Here is a 14,829-nt window from a genome sequence, read left to right as displayed (position 1 = left end):
TCTCGGCACGACATGATCCGGATCCGCGACACAGCCGGACCGCGTCTCCGATGCCCACAGTAGTTTCAACCGTATGGGCAGGGGCCGTGCGTACACTCGAAGACATGACCGCCGCCCATGACTACGACGACGTGCACCACCTCGTCGAGCAGCTGACCCCCGACCAATTGGTCGAGGTCCGCGCCCACGCGCTCCGGCTGGTCACCGGCCGCCGGACCTTCGTGCCGTGGAGCGAGCTCAGGCGCACCGCCGCCCGCCTTCCGCGCATCGACCACGCCGAGTTCCGCAGCGACGTCGACGCCGCGATCGACTTCGACACCCTGCTCGGGGACACGCGGTGAGCGACCCGCACAACCTCCTGCTGGACACCTCCGCCATCATCGATCTCGAACGGCTCGACGAGCAGCACATCGCCGGCGCACTCGGCTGCCGGCCGGGCGACCTGCGCCCGGCGGTCAGCTCCATCTCGATGGCCGAACTCGCGGCCGGTCCGCACGCGGCCAAGACCGCCGACGCGCGAGCCGTACGGCAGGCGGTGCTGCAATGGGCGGAGTCCACCTTCGCCCCGATCCCCTTCGACACCGACGCGGCCCGCGCCTACGGGATCATCTACGCGCTCGTGCTGGACCTCGGCCGCCGGCCGCGCAAGCGGCTCGCCGACCTGCCGATCGCATCGGTCGCCGCGGCCAACGCTCTTCCCCTGGTCGCCCGGAACCCCGACGACTTCGCCGGACTCGAATCCCAGATCCAGGTGATCACCGCCTGAAACGGCCACCGTAGGGATAGCCGAACGGGTCAAGTGGCCTGTACCGCTTCGAAATTCATCGCATAGGGCTTGAGCTGGGAATTCTCCGGAGTGGCTATGCGGCTCGGTGGTACTCGTTGATCAGCCCGCCGAGCACCCTCCGGCGTTCGATCCGGCCTTCCAGCGGTACGACGGCCCGCTCATCGTGATCGGGTGGCCGCTGCGCGCGGGACTGGTGCGGCCGGTGCCCGTTGTAGTGATCGGCGTACTCGGCCAAAACGGACCGCAGGTGCCGTTCGTCGTAGATCAGCATGCGGTCGGTGCACTCGGCCCGTACGGTGCGCACCCATCGCTCGGCATAGCAGTTGGCCCGCGGCGTGCGCGGCGGGATCTTCACCACCGCCACGCCCGCGCCGGCGAAGACCGCATCGAAGACATTGGTGAACTTGGCATCTCGGTCGCGGATGAGGAAGCGGAAGGAACTGGCCCGCATCCCGAGGTCCATGAGCAGGTTGCGGGCCTGCTGGGCCGTCCAGGCGCCGGTCGGGTTGGCGGTCACGCCGAGGACATGAACACGCCGGGTGGCCACTTCCATGACGAACAGCACGTACAGGCGCTTCAAGGAGATCGTGTCGACGTGGAAGAAGCCGACGGCCAGCAAGGAGAAGCACAAGAACCGATCTTGCCCCTAACGCGGCATCAGGTCGACCTGCAGGTCAAGCGCCCTGCGACGACTTTTGAAGCGGTACACGTTACCGGCAGGCGCAAAAGCCTCGCCGCGCGGAGAGGTACCTGGGTACTATGACCCCAGGAGGAGCCGATGACCACACCTCACACCACCAAGCGACAGTCACCGCTGAAAGTCGACCCGGCGACCGACGAGCTGATCTCCCAGGGCGCGCACTTCCTCGGGGTGACCAAGAAGGACCTGGTCGCCGCCGCCGTCCGCGTCTACCTCGAACAACAACGCGAGCAGATCCGGCGCGGCATGATCGAGTCGATGAAGGTCCTGGACGGCTCCCTCAGCTCCAGTGTGTCCCTGCTCACCGGCCTGTCCCCCGAGCGCATCGACGAGCTCGGCGGCACCGGCGACTGGGAGGAGTAGACAGCGCCGTGTCCCGTGTGCGTCCCACTCTCCGTGTCCTGCGCGATGACCTGAAACTGCCGCTGCCCTCCGCCCGCACTCCTCTGGATGCGATCAGCCATCCCCTGCTGGACAAGGCCGCCGAGCAGTTCGCCGATCCCGACACCGCGCACGAGCGCATCCGTGCCATCGACGACGTGGTCCTGTTCAAGGTGAAGGTGCAGCGCTGGCGCGGCGCCGTCTGGACCGACGACCCCGACGCCGAGGTCCCCACCTGGCTGGTCGCCGCAGGAGTCCGCGAAGACGGCTCCGGCGACGATTTCTACACCGCGCTGGAAAGCAGCGGAAAGGCGGCCCGCGCCCGTTACAACAGCGGACACGACCAGTCCCTGACCACCGGCACCTACAGCCGGCATCTCCTTCCCAACGATGACGACCGCGACCGCTACCGGCTCGGAGCGGCCACCCGATTCGTCCTCCGCCTCAACACCACGATCCGCGACCTGGCAGGCGGTTCCCTGCGTGACGGCCACGAGCACGCCGCCGACTTCCCCGGCTTCCGCCTCGGCATCCAGGTCCGTGCGCTCCTACGTCACCGCTCTGGGCGGCACGCTGGACGTGGTGGCCGACTTCGGCGACCACACCGTCAAGGTCGCCTGAACCATCCCCGCGGGTGGGCGATGGTCAAGGGCCCATGTTTGCTCGGTGGTTGCTCGCCTGTCGCGGTACGGCCCGGTACGCGGTGGCATCGTCCGGCAGACCGGCGGGGACGCCGGCGGGCAGAACGGTACGAGATGACAGGTCGCGGCACTGGACGGCAGTGAACCCGTGGGCTTTTAATCCGTAGGTTCTGGGTTCGAGTCCCAGACGCCCTACCTCGTTGAACTGGGCGGGCTGTCCGTGGCCATGTAAAAATCCCCATAGGTGGCCAGTTCGAGGTCACCACCGGTGGCCGGATTAAGCTTGTTGTTTAACCTCCGAGATCGCGTTCAGCGGTTAGGGACTTCGGTCGCTTGTTGACTTTCCCCAGCTCGTAGCGGGGAGCACGGCGCTGGTTGCGGGAGCCGGGCGGACGTCCCGGGCCGGGCCTGCCCGGTTTAGGCGCACGAGCCGGACACGACATCGCCGGGCGGATGTTCCGAAACCCCCGCCGTACCCGGGCCGGACTCAGCCGCCCGGGCAGGGCGGGTCTCTCCCACGGACGACGCAGGTCCTCCACCAGCTGCCGGGCCAGGCGCAGCTGGGTGTAGGCGGCGACGATCAGCCAGGTCCAGCGGTCGGCCGTCTCAGTGGGCGTTTGATCCTTTAGGTTGCGTCTTGCGTGGTTTCAGGCGTTTCGCCAGGTTGGGGCGGATTCTTTGGTGAGGCGGCGGCTCATGATGTCGATCATCGCGAGGTGGATCATGGCTTCGGAGCGGTCGGGTCGCGCTTCGTGGTCGCGGGCCAGGCGGCGGTGGAGCATGATCCAGCCCAGCGTTCGTTCGACCACCCAGCGCCGAGGAAGCACCTTGAATCCTCGTTGACCTGGTTGTCTGGTGAACACCTCGACGTCGATGCCACGGGTGGCGCCGTGCTCGACCATCGCGTTCTTGTAGCCGCTGTCCACCCAGGCCTTGGTGATCGTGGGATGAGCGGCGGCGATCTGGTCCAGCACGTGCATCCCGGCGGTGTTGTCGTGCACGCTGGCCGCGGTGACCGGCACGGACAGCAGCAGTCCCAGGGTGTCGGTGGCGATGGTCCGCTTCCTGCCGACGATCTTCTTTGCGGGATCGGTTCCTTGTGTGGCCAGGGGCACGCCGACGGCGGTCTTGATGCTCTGGGAGTCCACGACGGTGGCCGACGGCTCGGCCCGGCGGCCGGAGGCGGTGCGGACCAGGCGGCGCAGCAGCCCGTTGAGCTGGGCGAAGATGCCGTCTCTCTGCCAGGCGGCGAAGTAGCCGTAGACGGTCTGCCAGGGCGGGAAATCATGGGGGAGGAAGCGCCAGGGGACGCCGGTGCGGTCGACGTAGAGGATGGCGTTGAGGATGGTGCGCAGTTCGTGCCCGGGTGGCCGGCCGATGTCCAGGCCCTGGCGTTGGCGGTCGGCGCGCCAAGTGGTCAGGGTGGGTTCGATCGGCGCCCACCGGGCGTCAGACAGATCGCTGGAGTAGGGACGCGTCGTCATGCTTCCGGCGTACCGCGTGATGTCCGGGTTGCCCAGTCCCCAAGCGTTGACGATCACCACGAGGGGCGACATATGGGGCAGGTTGGGATGAGACGTAAAGATCATGCCTCTGACCTGCTGTTTTGTGGATTCCCCCCGCTCTGGGCGGGGCTCGCTCTGCCGGCCCAGCCGGACAAAAGTGGACACGGCCTCATGTGCTTACCGCCGCATTTCCCGCGATAAAGGATCAAACGCCCGCTGAGGATCTCCCAGACCGTGGACGCGGCGACCGTGATACCGAGCATGGCCAGCTCACCGTGCACCCGCCGATATCCCCAGGACGGGTTCTCCCGGACCAGGCGCAGGATGAGTGCGCGGATGGAGCGGACCGTAGGCGGGCACCGGGGCCGCTTCGGCCGACACGTGCGGGCATGACGGCGTCTCATCAGATCGCGGTGCCAGCGCAGGACGGTGTCCGGGCGGACGAGGAGCCGCACCCGGCGCAGGACCTCGCGGGGCAGCGACGTCAGCAGGGCGGCGAGGAAGGCGCGGTCCTCGGGGGCGAATCGCACCCTGGTGCCGATGCTGAGCTGCCGTTCGAGAACGGTGATCTGGTGGCGGAGAGCGAGGATCTCGGCGTCCTTCTCTCGATCGCCCATCGGCAGCAGCCGCAGCGCGGCGAAGGTGTTCGTGACGGCGAGATAGGCCAGACGAAAAAGCACAAACGATCATCATGCCGCACTCCGAGCGGCTGGGGATCACGCACATCAGGCAACCCTCAACAAGCCCATGACCTGGCCGGATGACATTATCGGCAAGCGCAGGTCCAGGAGGTGCGGCGGCTGTTCAACCGCATCGCCGCACCGACCGCGCACCCGATCGGTCATGTCCTTGCCTGGTCGGTCTGGCGCCGGCTCAGCCAAGCGCGGGCTCGAGCCAGTCACCATAAGCGAAGACGCTCATAACGACCTGTCGTTGTCGTAGTTAGCGAGGTACTGCCAGGACGTCCTGGAGTACGTCCTTCAGCGTGACGCGGGCCAGCTCGCGCCGGAGGGTCTCCTCAATGACGTCGTAGATGCGCTGCATCGCCGGCTGGATGCCGTGGCCCACCACGCATCCCGGGTCGGGGGCGGCACGGTGCAGCGCGAACAGCGGGCCGGGCTCCACCGCCTCGTACACGTCGAGCAGGGTCATCGATTCCAGGTCGCGTGCCAGCGACCAGCCCGCGCCCACCCCGCGCCGGGACTCCACGAGCCCCGCCTGGCGCAGGTCGCCGAGAAGCCGGCGGATCACCACGGGATTGGTGCTCGCGCTGGCCGCGATCTGCTCGGAGGTGGCGACCTCATGGCCCTGGCGCTGGTAGAGGCCGATCCAGGCCAGCGCGTGGGCGGCGATGGTCAACCTGCTGTTGGCGCTCATGAACCCGTTCCTTCCGATCGCAACTCCCGATGTTACGACAACGACTGTCGTAACAGCCAAGGTTGCGACATAGCGATGTAACTATTATTGTTACGACAGCTCGAAGAGGGTCAACCAGTGAGGTGAAGAATGAACAAGCCGCTGACAGGCAAGGTCGCCCTGGTCACCGGAGGGTCCCGCGGGCTCGGAGCCGCCACCGTACGGCTGCTTGCCGAGCAGGGCTCCGACGTCGCGTTCACCTACGTCAACTCCGACAAGCAGGCCCAGGCCATCGTCGACGAGGTGCGCGGCAAGGGAGCGAAGGCCGCCGCGTTCAAGTCCGACCAGGCGGACGTGAGCCAAGCGCCGGCACTGATCGACGACGTGGTCGCGCACTTCGGTGCCCTGGACATCCTCGTCAACAACGCCGCGATCTCGGTGAGCGGCACGGTGGACGACCCGGATGCCCACACCTCCGCCCTGGACCGGATGCACGCCACCAACTACCTCGGCGTGATCGCCGTCACCCGGGCCGCCTCCCGAGTGCTGCGCGAGGGCGGCCGCATCATCACGGTGAGCTCCGGGCTGGGCACCCGAGTCGGCGTCCCAGGCGTGGCCGACTACGCGGCGACCAAAGCGGGGGTCGAGCGGTACACCATGGGCGTCGCCCGCGACCTCGGCTCCCGAGGCATCACCGCCAACGTCGTGGAAGCCGGGCTGATGGAAGGCGGCATGGACGCACCGGATCCCGAAACCCTCAAGGCCCTGCTCAGCTCGCTGTCCCTGCAACGCATGGGACACCCCGACGAGATCGCCGCGGCAATCGCCTTCCTGGCCAGCCCCGCCGCGTCGTACGTCACAGGCGCCAAGCTAGACGCCCACGGCGGCTACAACGCCTGAGCCGCAGCGCCGTCAGCGCGTCCCATCCTGGTAGGTGGGGGCTGGCGGATCCCGAGTACATTCCGGGTTCCGCTGGTCACAGTGCTCTGCCGGTGATGGTCGCGGCTGGGCCGCCGCAGAGTGCCGGGCACCATCGGCAGCACCGGCGCGAGCTGCCCGATCGCCTGGACGTGCGGCCTGTCATCGGCGGAGAAGACCGTCGCATGCTCGGGCGGGACGGGTACGGACCCGCCACGTCCCGGACATTGTCGATCAGCAGCGGATCGGTCAGAACCTTGGACTCCTCCACCCGGGCGCGCAGTTCCCGCCGCGACCAGCGGGTGGCGCCTTCGGGCACCTCTTCCAGCGTGCAGACCATCACCTCCCCTACTTGCGCGTCGGTGGGTGTGCGGCGGCGTACCGTGTCACGTCATGCTCGTGGGGGGAGTAACAACAGGGCTTCCCCCATGAACGTGAACACCGATTTCAGGCGGCAGGCTTCAGGGGGCGTTTGATTTGAGAAGTTCGTCCTAGTACGTCCCTCGCCAAGTTGAGTGGTTTCGCCAGTAATGCGCTTGCCGACATTGTCAATCATCGCGATGTAGGTCATGGCTTCGGAGCTCGTCGGCAATGCTTCACAGTCCCGGGCGAGGCGGCGGTGGAGCATCGGCCAGCCGAGCGTACGTTCGACGACCCAGCGCCGTTTGAGCACGTGGAAGCCCTTGATGCCTGAGTTGCGGGGGACGACTTCGGCATCCCGCGACCTCCGAAAAATGGCGTGTCCACCGCAAGGCTACGCCAGGCGGAATCTCGGTCACATCGCGTCACGAAACGGGCATTGAAGGGATCATGCTCCGGGCGACGGATATACGGATACCGAGGCAAACCGTGCGAGTCGGGCCGAGGACATAGAGGACCTCACCTCACGAGACGCAGCAAAACGCCCGCTCAGTGGAAGAACGGCAGAACCATCTCCACCAGTGCGTCGACGTCATCGTCGACCATCGGCTCGCCGGTCATGCCCATTCGGTGGAGCAGGGTCCCGACGACGACGTCGATGAGAAACAGGATCCGGTGCTCCGGCTCGCCGAGCGCGTCCTGGAGCGCGAGCCGGTAGGGGTCCTGCAGCCGGGAGGAGAGGACCTCGCGCAGCCCCGGGTCGCTGACGGCGTCGCTGAACACGCCCGCGAACGCGTCGCCCACCCCCGGCTCGCCGATCTTGCCCGCGATCCAGCGGATGGCCGAGGACATGATCTCGGCCCGACTATCGCCTTCCAGCGGCACCGGGCCGAACGCGTCGAGCAGACAGTCCACGATCAGCGTCCCCTTCGTCGGCCAGCGACGGTAGATCGTCGTCTTCGCGATGCCGGTCGCGGCGGCGATGCGCTCCACCGTGGCACGCGCGTAGCCCAGTTCGTGGACCGTGCTCAGCGTCGCGGCGAAGACCACGTCGTTGATGCCGGAACGCGGGCGGCCGGGCGGCCGGGCGGGTGTACTCGAAGTCATGCTCACGTCCACACGATACCGAGTTGCGCTACCGTAGGTTTCAAAACCTTGGGTATCGAAACTTCAGGAGGGGTCCATGAGCGACATCACCGCGATGCGGCGACCGGCGGAGCCGGACTGGTCCACGGTGACGGCCGAGGAACTGATCGCCTTCCGCGACGCCGAGAACCGCGTCCGGGCGTCCACGGCCGCACGCGTGATCACCGGGGAGCCGGACCCCGGTGCCGCGATCGGCTGGCAGCGGGTGGCGCTGCCCGGCCGCGAACTCCCCGTCCGGGTGTACCGGCCCTCGGCCGCGGGCGCCCTGCCCCTCGTGATCCACGTGCACGGAGGCGCCTTCGTCGGTACGGCCACGCAGAGCGACTGGGTCAACAGCCACCTCGCCGCCTGCCTGCCGGCGGTCGTCGTCTCGGTCGAGCACCGCCTCCTCGACTGGGAGACGCCGCTGTCCGCCGCCGCCGACGACGGCTGGGACGTGCTCCAGCACGTGGTGGAGCACGCCGGGACGTGGGACATCGATCCGGCCCGCGTCGCCGTCTTCGGCGAGAGCTGCGGCGGGCTGATCAGCGCGCTGGCGGCCATCAGGGCCAGGCGGGCCGGTCTCGGGCTGCGGGCGCAGGTGCTGGTCAACCCGGCGGTCGACGTGACCTCGACGGCCTGGACGTACGACTCGACGGCCCGGTACGCGGAGACGCCCACCCTGTCCGTACCGCTGCTGCGGTTCTTCCAGCGGCTGGCCGTCCCCGACGGCGCCGACGCCCGCGCGCTGTCGCCGCTGTACGCCGACGATCTGGACGGGCTGGCCCCGGCGCTCGTGGTGGTGCCGACGTGCGACCCGATCGCCGACCACGGCCGCCGCTACGCCGAGCGGCTCCAGGCGGCCGGGACGCCCGCGCGGCTCAGCGAGTACCCGGAGGCGGGGCACGCGTTCCTGAGCATGCCGGGCATGGCACCCCAGGCGACGCCCGCCCGGGCGGAGATCCTCGCCTTCCTCCAGGAGTCCCTCGGCGAGTGACACCCGGCGCAGGCGACCTGGAACCGGCCGTCCGGATGGGCCGGCGTGCTCGTCCGCACCCGGCCGTCCGGATGGGCCGGCGCGCTCGTCCGCACCCGGCCGTCCGGATGGGCCGGCGCGCTCGTCCGCACCCGGCCGTCCGGATGGGCCGGCGCGCTCGTCCGCACCCGGCCGTCGGCCGGGACGACCGCGTCCGGCCGTACCCCGTCCACCGCGATGGCCTCGATCAGGGCGACACCGCCGGCTCCCGCCACCCGCTGGGGATCGCCCCCTGACCGCTCGACACAAGGAAGGACATTCGGCATGACAATCGCCTCCGACGCCGGACACGTCCAGGCCGGGCCGCCGCCCACGCCGCCGCCCACGCCGCCGCCCGGCCCCGATCCCGCGCACGGATTCCGCCTGAGCAGGCTGCTGCGCCCGTACGCCTGGAGCTTCGCGGCCGTCGTCGCCTTCCAGGTGATCGGCGCCGTCGCGGGGCTGGCGCCGCTGCTGGCGGTCATCGAACTGGGGCGCGGCCTGCTGGCGCCCGGCCCGATCGATCATGATCGTGTCTGGTTCGTCGTGATCGCCGGTGCGGTCGGCTTGCTCGTCCGGTTGCTGTTCACGGCCGCGTCATCCGGAATCGGGCACCTTCTCGACGGCCGGGTGCAACTGGCCCTTCGCCGGCAGCTGGCCGCGCGGCTGGGGCGCGTGCCGATCGGCTGGTTCTCCCGGCGCCGGACCGGCGAGCTGGCCAAGGTGGTGGGCGAGGACGTCAGCGCCGTACACCCGTTCATCGCCCACGCTCCCGGCGAGCTCATCACCGCGTTCGTGGTGCCGCTGCTCTCCCTGGTCTACCTGTTCACCGTCGACTGGCGGCTCACGTTGATCACGCTGATCCCGGTGGTGCTGGCCGTGGCGCACCTCCCGCTGATGATGACCCCGACCCGGCTGCGTGAGGAGAAGCAGTTCGATGCGGCCATGGGGCGGATCGCCGATTCCGTCGTCGAGTTCGTCCAGGGCATCTCGGTGGTCAAGGCGTTCGGCGGTTCCGGACGCGCCCACCGCCGGTTCCGCACGGCCACCGACGATTTCGTCGGCATCTACCACCGCTTCGTGCGCGGCCTCTCCGTGATCGCCGCCGGAATGCAACTGGTGCTGTCACCGCCGTTCGTGCTGCTGGTCGTCCTGATCGGCGGCACCGCCCTGATCGCGGCAGGTGGCCTGCCCCCGGCCGACCTGCTGCCTTTCCTGCTGCTGGGACTGGGCCTGACCGCTCCGGTGGCGGCCCTCATCGCCCATGGTCTCGACGACCTGCAGGCCGCCAGGCGCGCGATCGGCCGGATCCGGGACGTGCTCGAGGTGGCGCCGCTGCCGGAGCCCGCGCACCCGATCGCGCCGCAGGGCCACCGGGTGGAACTGCGTGACGTCCGCTTCGGCTACGAGGACGGCCGCGAGGTGCTGCGCGGGATCGACCTGGTCCTCGAACCGGGCACGGTCACCGCGGTCGTCGGGCCCTCGGGCAGCGGCAAGTCCACACTGGTCCGGTTGCTGCCGCGCTTCTTCGACCCGACCCACGGTTCGATCACCCTGGGCGGCGTCGATCTGCGCGAGCTCGCCGGCTCCGACCTCTACCGGACGGTCTCCTTCGTCTTCCAGGACGTTCGCCTGCTGCGCGCCTCGGTCGCGGACAACATCGCGCTCGCCGTACCGCACGCCGATTTCGACGACGTGGTCCGCGCCGCCCGGATGGCGAACATCCATGATCGGATTCTTGAGCTGCCACGCGGCTACGACACGGTGCTCGGGCAGGAGGCCGGGCTGTCAGGTGGCGAGGCGCAGCGGATCGCACTCGCCCGTGCGCTGCTCGCCGCCACACCCGTCCTGGTGCTGGACGAGGCGACCGCGTTCGCCGACCCGCAGACCGAGCAGGCGGTACGGCAGGCGTTGGCGGCGCTGGAGGGCGATCGCACGATCCTGGTCATCGCCCACCGCCTGGAGACGGTCGCCGACGCCGACACCGTCGTGATGCTGGACGACGGGTCGATCGTCGAGCAGGGCAGACCCGCCGACCTCCTGGCGGAGAACGGAAGGTTCGCCGCCTTCTGGCGATCCAAGGAGTACCGATGATCCGCATGCTGCTGCGCGTCCTGGGCCATGACCACGCCCGGCCGGTGCGCCGTACCGTGGCCTTGATGACGATGACCTCGATCGTCGAGGGTCTGTCCTACGCCCTGCTGGTTCCCGTGCTGCGGACCCTGCTGGGCGGCGACCCCGTGGACGCGCTGCCCTGGCTGATCGCGTTCGGCGGCGTGATCGCGATCTACGCGGTGCTGCGCTATGTCAGCGATCTGTTCGGCTTCCGCGCCGGAACCACGTTGTTGCGTGGCATGTACCACCGGCTCGGCGATCACCTGGCCCGGCTGCCCCTCGGCTGGTACAGCACCGGCCGCGTCGGAGAGGTGTCCGTCCTGGCCGGCCAGGGCGTGCTGGAGACGATGGGCGTGATCGCGCATCTGCTGGCGCCCTACATCTCCGCCTTCGTCACCCCTGTGACGATCGTCGGTGTGATGCTCGCCTTCAACTGGCAGCTGGGGCTGGCCGCGCTGGTCGCCGTGCCGCTCGTGGCGGCGATCCAGATCTGGACCGGCCGCTCGATGGCCGCGGGCGATGCCGACCGCCACGAACGTGACACCGAGGCCACCGGGCGGGTCATCGAGTTCCTCCAGGCCCAGCCGGTGCTGCGCGCCGGCGGCCGGAGCGTGCAACGCTTCGCGCTGCTCGACGACGCGCTGGGGGAACTTCAGCGCGCGTCCCGCCGTACCGTGTTGTCGGTGCTGCCCGGCCTGATCGGCTTGACGCTCGTGGTGCAGGCGGTGTTCACCGGGTTGCTGGTGCTGGGCGCCTACCTCGCGCTCAGCGGGAGCATCGGTGTCGCGGAGGTCCTGACGATCCTGGTGCTGGCCGCTCGCTGCGCCGATCCGGTCCTGTCACTGGCCGACCTCGGCGGCAAGCTCCGCGCCGCGCGTTCCGAACTGGCCAGACTCGACGCGGTCCTGCGCACCGAACCGCTGCCGGAGGCACCGGAACCGATCCAGCCGGTAGGTCACGGCTTGGATCTGGAGTCCGTCGCCTTCCGGCATGGCGACCGCACGGTGTTCGACGGCCTGTCCTTGTCCGTACCCGAGGGACGGCGGCTCGCCGTGGTCGGCCCGTCAGGCGCGGGCAAGAGCACCCTGCTGCAGTTGCTCGCGCGCTTCCACGACGTGGACGCGGGCGCGGTGCGCGTGGGCGGCGTGGACGTGCGCGCCATCGGCACCGAGGAGCTGATGGCCCGGATCGCCATCGTCTTCCAGGACGTCTACCTCTTCGACGGCACGATCGAGGACAACGTACGGCTGGGCCGCCCCGAAGCCACCGAGGCCGAGCTGCGGGCGGCGGCGAGCGCCGCGCGGCTGGACGAGGTGGTCGAGCGGCTGCCCGGCGGATGGGCGGCCAACGTCGGCGAGGGCGGCGCGCTGCTGTCGGGAGGCGAACGCCAGCGCGTCTCGATAGCCCGGGCGCTGCTGAAGGACGCGCCCATCGTGCTGCTGGACGAGGTGACCTCCGCGCTGGACCCGGTGAACGAGGCGGCCGTCCACGAGGGCATCGAACGCCTGATGGCCGGCCGGACGGTCGTGATGGTCGCTCATCGGATGCGGACGGTCCGACGCGCTGATCGCATCGCCTTTCTCGACGGCGGCCGGATCGTGGAAGAAGGACGCCACGATGAACTGCTCCGCCGCGGCGGCCGCTACGCCGGCTTCTGGAACGCCTCCCTGACACCGGCGGCACACGACTGAGCCGCAGGTCCTGCGCATGCCGTTCCAGAGGGCGTTTCGCGGCCGTCGCCCCGCCGGTGACGCGGGATGTCGGGAACCGGAAGGCCATTCGACGCCGAGATGACCGGCCTCGCGAACACGTAGGGCGGTGACGGTTGCTCAGCGCTCCTTTGCGGCTGGTGACGCGGACCCGGGTGGAGGACCAGGAATGCCGTGCGGCGAGCAGGCGCAGGCAGCGCGTTGGGCGGGCACGGTCACGGCCGTCCCGGGCCTGCTCGCCTTCACCGGCGCGATCGGGTCGGCCGCACCGCACGCGCACGCCGCGGTGCAGGTCCTGCTGGTGCTCGACGGCGAGGTGATGCTGACCGACCGGCACGGTCACCGGTGCCGCACCGAGGCAGCGATCATCCCGGCCGGTGTCCGGCACGGACTGCGAGCCGCCCCCGGCGCTCATGGCCTGCTGGCCTACCTCGATCCGGCCCATCCGGCCGCGCGCGCGGCCGGCGCCCGCATCGCCACGGCCGGAGACGCGGACATCGTGAGCACCTGGCAGGCCGCCGCCCGCCTGCCGGCCACCGCCGCGGTCACCGCCGCGGTCACCGGCCCGGAGACTCTGCCCGGCGTGCGGTGCTCGATCGGGCCGGCCGCCGACACGAGAGGATTTCCCGCCGCTCTGTCCCGCGCGCTGGAGGCGGCCCCTCAGCTCATCGACGGGCCGCTGCTGCTGGGCGAGCTGGCTGCCCGAGCCGGGGTGTCGGCCAGCCGTCTGGGGCACCTGTTCGCCGAGCATCTGCAGCTGCCGTTTCCGGCCTGGCGGCGCTGGGCCCGTCTGCTGCACGCGATCGAGGCGGTGCGGGGCGGCGCCACGCTCACCGAGGCCGCGCACGGTGCCGGCTTCGCCGACAGCTCTCACCTGACCCGCGTCTGCCACGAGATGTTCGGCCTGGCCCCCTCTCACCTGGTCCACCTCGTACGCCCCACCGCCTGAAGCCTGACGCCTGCTGTCCGACACCTGCTGTCCGACACCCCGGCCCAGGACGTCGTCCGGGACGTGACCCGAAACGACGTCAGCCGGCCCCGCCCGGTCGCCTGGCGGGAACGGCATGGCCTGCTTCGCGGGCCAGCGGATTCATCCAAGCCCGAGGGGGCCGGCGGCCGCGACGCTGTTGCGCATGCTGAAATTCGTCGTCCGTTACGGCTACGTGCCGTTCATGCTGCTGGGTGTCAACGGCACCGCCATCGCCCTGGCCGCCTCCGGCGCCTCCAAGCTGTGGCTGATCGTCCTGCTGCTGGCCGCGATCGGCTGCTCGTTCGCCGCCGAACGAGCCCTGCCGTACGAGGCGGAGTGGAACAGCCCGGCCGGAGACGGCGGCCGTGACGTCGCCCACGCCGGCGTCAACGAGCTGCTCCTGCTCATCAGCGTGGGCGTCCTCCCGGCTCTGGCCGCCACCGTCACCGTCGCCGACGTGTGGCCGCACTCCTGGCCGTTCGCGCTGCAGGTACTGGCCGCGGTTCTGATCGCCGACCTGGGCATCACGCTGACCCACTACGCCAGCCACAAGATCGGCCTGCTGTGGCGTTTCCACGCCGTTCACCACTCGATCAAGCGCTTCTACGGCTTCAACGGCCTGATGAAGCACCCCCTGCACCAGGCCCTGGAGATGAGCGCCGGCGTCGCCCCGCTCATCCTCATCGGCCTGCCGGTCGACGTCGCCTCCGCCCTGGCCCTCGCCGTCGCCGTCCAGCTGCTGCTCCAGCACTCCAACGCCGACTACCGCATCGGTGCCTTGAAGTACGTGCTCGCGCTCAACGAGGGCCACCGTTTCCACCACCTCAAGTGGGCCGGCATCGGCGACGTCAACTTCGGGCTGTTCACCCTGGCGTGGGACCACCTGCTCGGCACCTTCTCCTACGACCCGACCCGGCGCTTCACCTCCGAGCAACTGGGCATGGCCGCCAAACCCGACTATCCCACCGCCTATCTGGTCCAGCTCGCCGAACCCTTCCGCGCCTCCGGCGCCTGTCAGGCGGAGCCCTCTACCGCTTCACAACTCATCGCATAGGGCTTGACCTGAGGTTTCTCCAGAGCAGCCATTATCGGCAGGCGCAGCTGAGCGGGGGCGGGGCCTGCGGGGGCGGGGCCTGCGGGGCCCGGCCGCCGTGCTCGCCGCCCGGTGCCGCGCCGCGGAACGCCACGCCCTTCCGTTCAGGGCGTCGACGCGGCCGGACGGCGGGAGGCCGTTGATCCGGCGGGTC

15 protein-coding genes and 1 pseudogene are annotated in these 14,829 nt (G+C 69.7%); 10 read left to right on the top strand and 6 right to left on the bottom strand.

What is annotated here, in order from left to right:
- Positions 1–104 precede the first annotated feature (104 nt).
- A complete protein-coding gene (locus tag HS045_RS10510; RefSeq protein ID WP_196450878.1) occupies positions 105–341 on the top strand; it encodes a hypothetical protein in 237 nt (78 codons plus the stop codon).
- A complete protein-coding gene (locus HS045_RS10505; RefSeq protein ID WP_196450877.1) occupies positions 338–766 on the top strand; it encodes a type II toxin-antitoxin system VapC family toxin in 429 nt (142 codons plus the stop codon). Before HS045_RS10510 ends, HS045_RS10505 begins: the two co-directional genes overlap by 4 nt.
- Positions 767–860: 94 nt before the next feature.
- Here HS045_RS10505 and HS045_RS10500 read toward each other — a convergent pair whose 3' ends face one another.
- A complete protein-coding gene (locus HS045_RS10500) occupies positions 861–1,418 on the bottom strand; it encodes an integrase core domain-containing protein (protein ID WP_196450876.1) in 558 nt (185 codons plus the stop codon).
- Positions 1,419–1,565: 147 nt separating this feature from the next.
- On the opposite strand from HS045_RS10500, the gene HS045_RS10495 reads away from it, so the two are divergent.
- Together HS045_RS10495 and HS045_RS10490 are read left to right on the top strand one after the other, a co-directional pair.
- On the top strand, positions 1,566–1,850 hold the full coding sequence (locus HS045_RS10495) for a hypothetical protein (protein WP_196450875.1): 285 nt from the start codon (positions 1,566–1,568) through the stop codon (positions 1,848–1,850).
- Positions 1,851–1,858: 8 nt separating this feature from the next.
- Positions 1,859–2,653 carry a hypothetical protein gene (locus HS045_RS10490; protein WP_196450874.1) on the top strand — a complete coding sequence of 265 codons (795 nt, stop codon included), beginning with the start codon at positions 1,859–1,861 and terminating at the stop codon, positions 2,651–2,653.
- A 503-nt stretch (positions 2,654–3,156) separates the two neighbouring features.
- Here HS045_RS10490 and HS045_RS10485 read toward each other — a convergent pair.
- The 3 genes from HS045_RS10485 to HS045_RS10475 all read right to left on the bottom strand — a co-directional run bounded on the left by HS045_RS10485 (position 3,157) and on the right by HS045_RS10475 (position 5,391).
- Entirely contained in the window at positions 3,157–3,993 is an 837-nt protein-coding gene (locus HS045_RS10485) for an IS5 family transposase (protein ID WP_196451158.1), read from the bottom strand.
- 101 nt (positions 3,994–4,094) lie between these two features.
- A complete protein-coding gene (locus tag HS045_RS10480) occupies positions 4,095–4,694 on the bottom strand; it encodes a helix-turn-helix domain-containing protein (RefSeq protein WP_196450873.1) in 600 nt (199 codons plus the stop codon).
- 262 nt (positions 4,695–4,956) lie between these two features.
- On the bottom strand, positions 4,957–5,391 hold the full coding sequence (locus tag HS045_RS10475) for an Rrf2 family transcriptional regulator (protein WP_196450872.1): 435 nt from the start codon (positions 5,389–5,391) through the stop codon (positions 4,957–4,959).
- Between the two features lie 129 nt (positions 5,392–5,520).
- Here HS045_RS10475 and HS045_RS10470 point away from each other — a divergent pair, with 129 nt between their 5' ends.
- Positions 5,521–6,270: an SDR family NAD(P)-dependent oxidoreductase gene (locus tag HS045_RS10470; protein ID WP_196450871.1), complete on the top strand. Its 750-nt coding sequence runs from the start codon at positions 5,521–5,523 to the stop codon at positions 6,268–6,270.
- Between the two features lie 509 nt (positions 6,271–6,779).
- Here HS045_RS10470 and HS045_RS10465 read toward each other — a convergent pair.
- Together HS045_RS10465 and HS045_RS10460 are read right to left on the bottom strand one after the other, a co-directional pair.
- Positions 6,780–7,006: pseudogene (locus HS045_RS10465) on the bottom strand (IS5/IS1182 family transposase); the annotation flags it as partial.
- Between the two features lie 191 nt (positions 7,007–7,197).
- Positions 7,198–7,755, bottom strand: a complete 558-nt coding sequence (locus HS045_RS10460) for a TetR/AcrR family transcriptional regulator (RefSeq protein WP_196451157.1) — start codon at positions 7,753–7,755, stop codon at positions 7,198–7,200.
- Positions 7,756–7,831: 76 nt separating this feature from the next.
- On the opposite strand from HS045_RS10460, the gene HS045_RS10455 reads away from it, so the two are divergent.
- The 5 genes from HS045_RS10455 to HS045_RS10435 all read left to right on the top strand — a co-directional run bounded on the left by HS045_RS10455 (position 7,832) and on the right by HS045_RS10435 (position 14,636).
- Complete coding sequence (locus HS045_RS10455; RefSeq protein ID WP_196450870.1) at positions 7,832–8,770, top strand: alpha/beta hydrolase; 939 nt, start codon at positions 7,832–7,834, stop codon at positions 8,768–8,770.
- 303 nt (positions 8,771–9,073) lie between these two features.
- Positions 9,074–10,882, top strand: coding sequence for an ABC transporter ATP-binding protein (locus tag HS045_RS10450; RefSeq protein WP_196450869.1), 1,809 nt, complete (start codon positions 9,074–9,076; stop codon positions 10,880–10,882).
- Positions 10,879–12,594 carry an ABC transporter ATP-binding protein gene (locus tag HS045_RS10445; protein ID WP_196450868.1) on the top strand — a complete coding sequence of 572 codons (1,716 nt, stop codon included), beginning with the start codon at positions 10,879–10,881 and terminating at the stop codon, positions 12,592–12,594. The genes HS045_RS10450 and HS045_RS10445 overlap by 4 nt, the downstream gene beginning before the upstream one ends.
- A 187-nt stretch (positions 12,595–12,781) precedes the next feature.
- Positions 12,782–13,561 (top strand): helix-turn-helix transcriptional regulator, encoded by a 780-nt coding sequence (locus tag HS045_RS10440; protein ID WP_196450867.1) that lies wholly within the window; start codon positions 12,782–12,784, stop codon positions 13,559–13,561.
- Between the two features lie 184 nt (positions 13,562–13,745).
- On the top strand, positions 13,746–14,636 hold the full coding sequence (locus HS045_RS10435; RefSeq protein ID WP_230883523.1) for a sterol desaturase family protein: 891 nt from the start codon (positions 13,746–13,748) through the stop codon (positions 14,634–14,636).
- Positions 14,637–14,829 lie beyond the last annotated feature (193 nt).

Source organism: Planomonospora sp. ID82291, from assembly GCF_015711645.1.
Lineage (GTDB): Bacteria > Actinomycetota > Actinomycetes > Streptosporangiales > Streptosporangiaceae > Planomonospora.
This window is presented reverse-complemented; position numbering and strand designations above follow the sequence as displayed.

Excerpts from the sequence above, each read along its gene's own strand:
- HS045_RS10495 (WP_196450875.1), top strand. The coding sequence starts at position 1,566 with ATGACCACACCTCACACCACCAAGCGACAGTCACCGCTGAAAGTCGAC.
- HS045_RS10435 (WP_230883523.1), top strand. The coding sequence starts at position 13,746 with ATGCTGAAATTCGTCGTCCGTTACGGCTACGTGCCGTTCATGCTGCTG.
- HS045_RS10450 (WP_196450869.1), top strand. The coding sequence starts at position 9,074 with ATGACAATCGCCTCCGACGCCGGACACGTCCAGGCCGGGCCGCCGCCC.
- HS045_RS10475 (WP_196450872.1), bottom strand. The coding sequence starts at position 5,391 with ATGAGCGCCAACAGCAGGTTGACCATCGCCGCCCACGCGCTGGCCTGG.
- HS045_RS10510 (WP_196450878.1), top strand. The coding sequence starts at position 105 with ATGACCGCCGCCCATGACTACGACGACGTGCACCACCTCGTCGAGCAG.
- HS045_RS10440 (WP_196450867.1), top strand. The coding sequence starts at position 12,782 with ATGCCGTGCGGCGAGCAGGCGCAGGCAGCGCGTTGGGCGGGCACGGTC.
- HS045_RS10455 (WP_196450870.1), top strand. The coding sequence starts at position 7,832 with ATGAGCGACATCACCGCGATGCGGCGACCGGCGGAGCCGGACTGGTCC.
- HS045_RS10445 (WP_196450868.1), top strand. The coding sequence starts at position 10,879 with ATGATCCGCATGCTGCTGCGCGTCCTGGGCCATGACCACGCCCGGCCG.
- HS045_RS10460 (WP_196451157.1), bottom strand. The coding sequence starts at position 7,755 with ATGACTTCGAGTACACCCGCCCGGCCGCCCGGCCGCCCGCGTTCCGGC.
- HS045_RS10470 (WP_196450871.1), top strand. The coding sequence starts at position 5,521 with ATGAACAAGCCGCTGACAGGCAAGGTCGCCCTGGTCACCGGAGGGTCC.
- HS045_RS10485 (WP_196451158.1), bottom strand. The coding sequence starts at position 3,993 with ATGACGACGCGTCCCTACTCCAGCGATCTGTCTGACGCCCGGTGGGCG.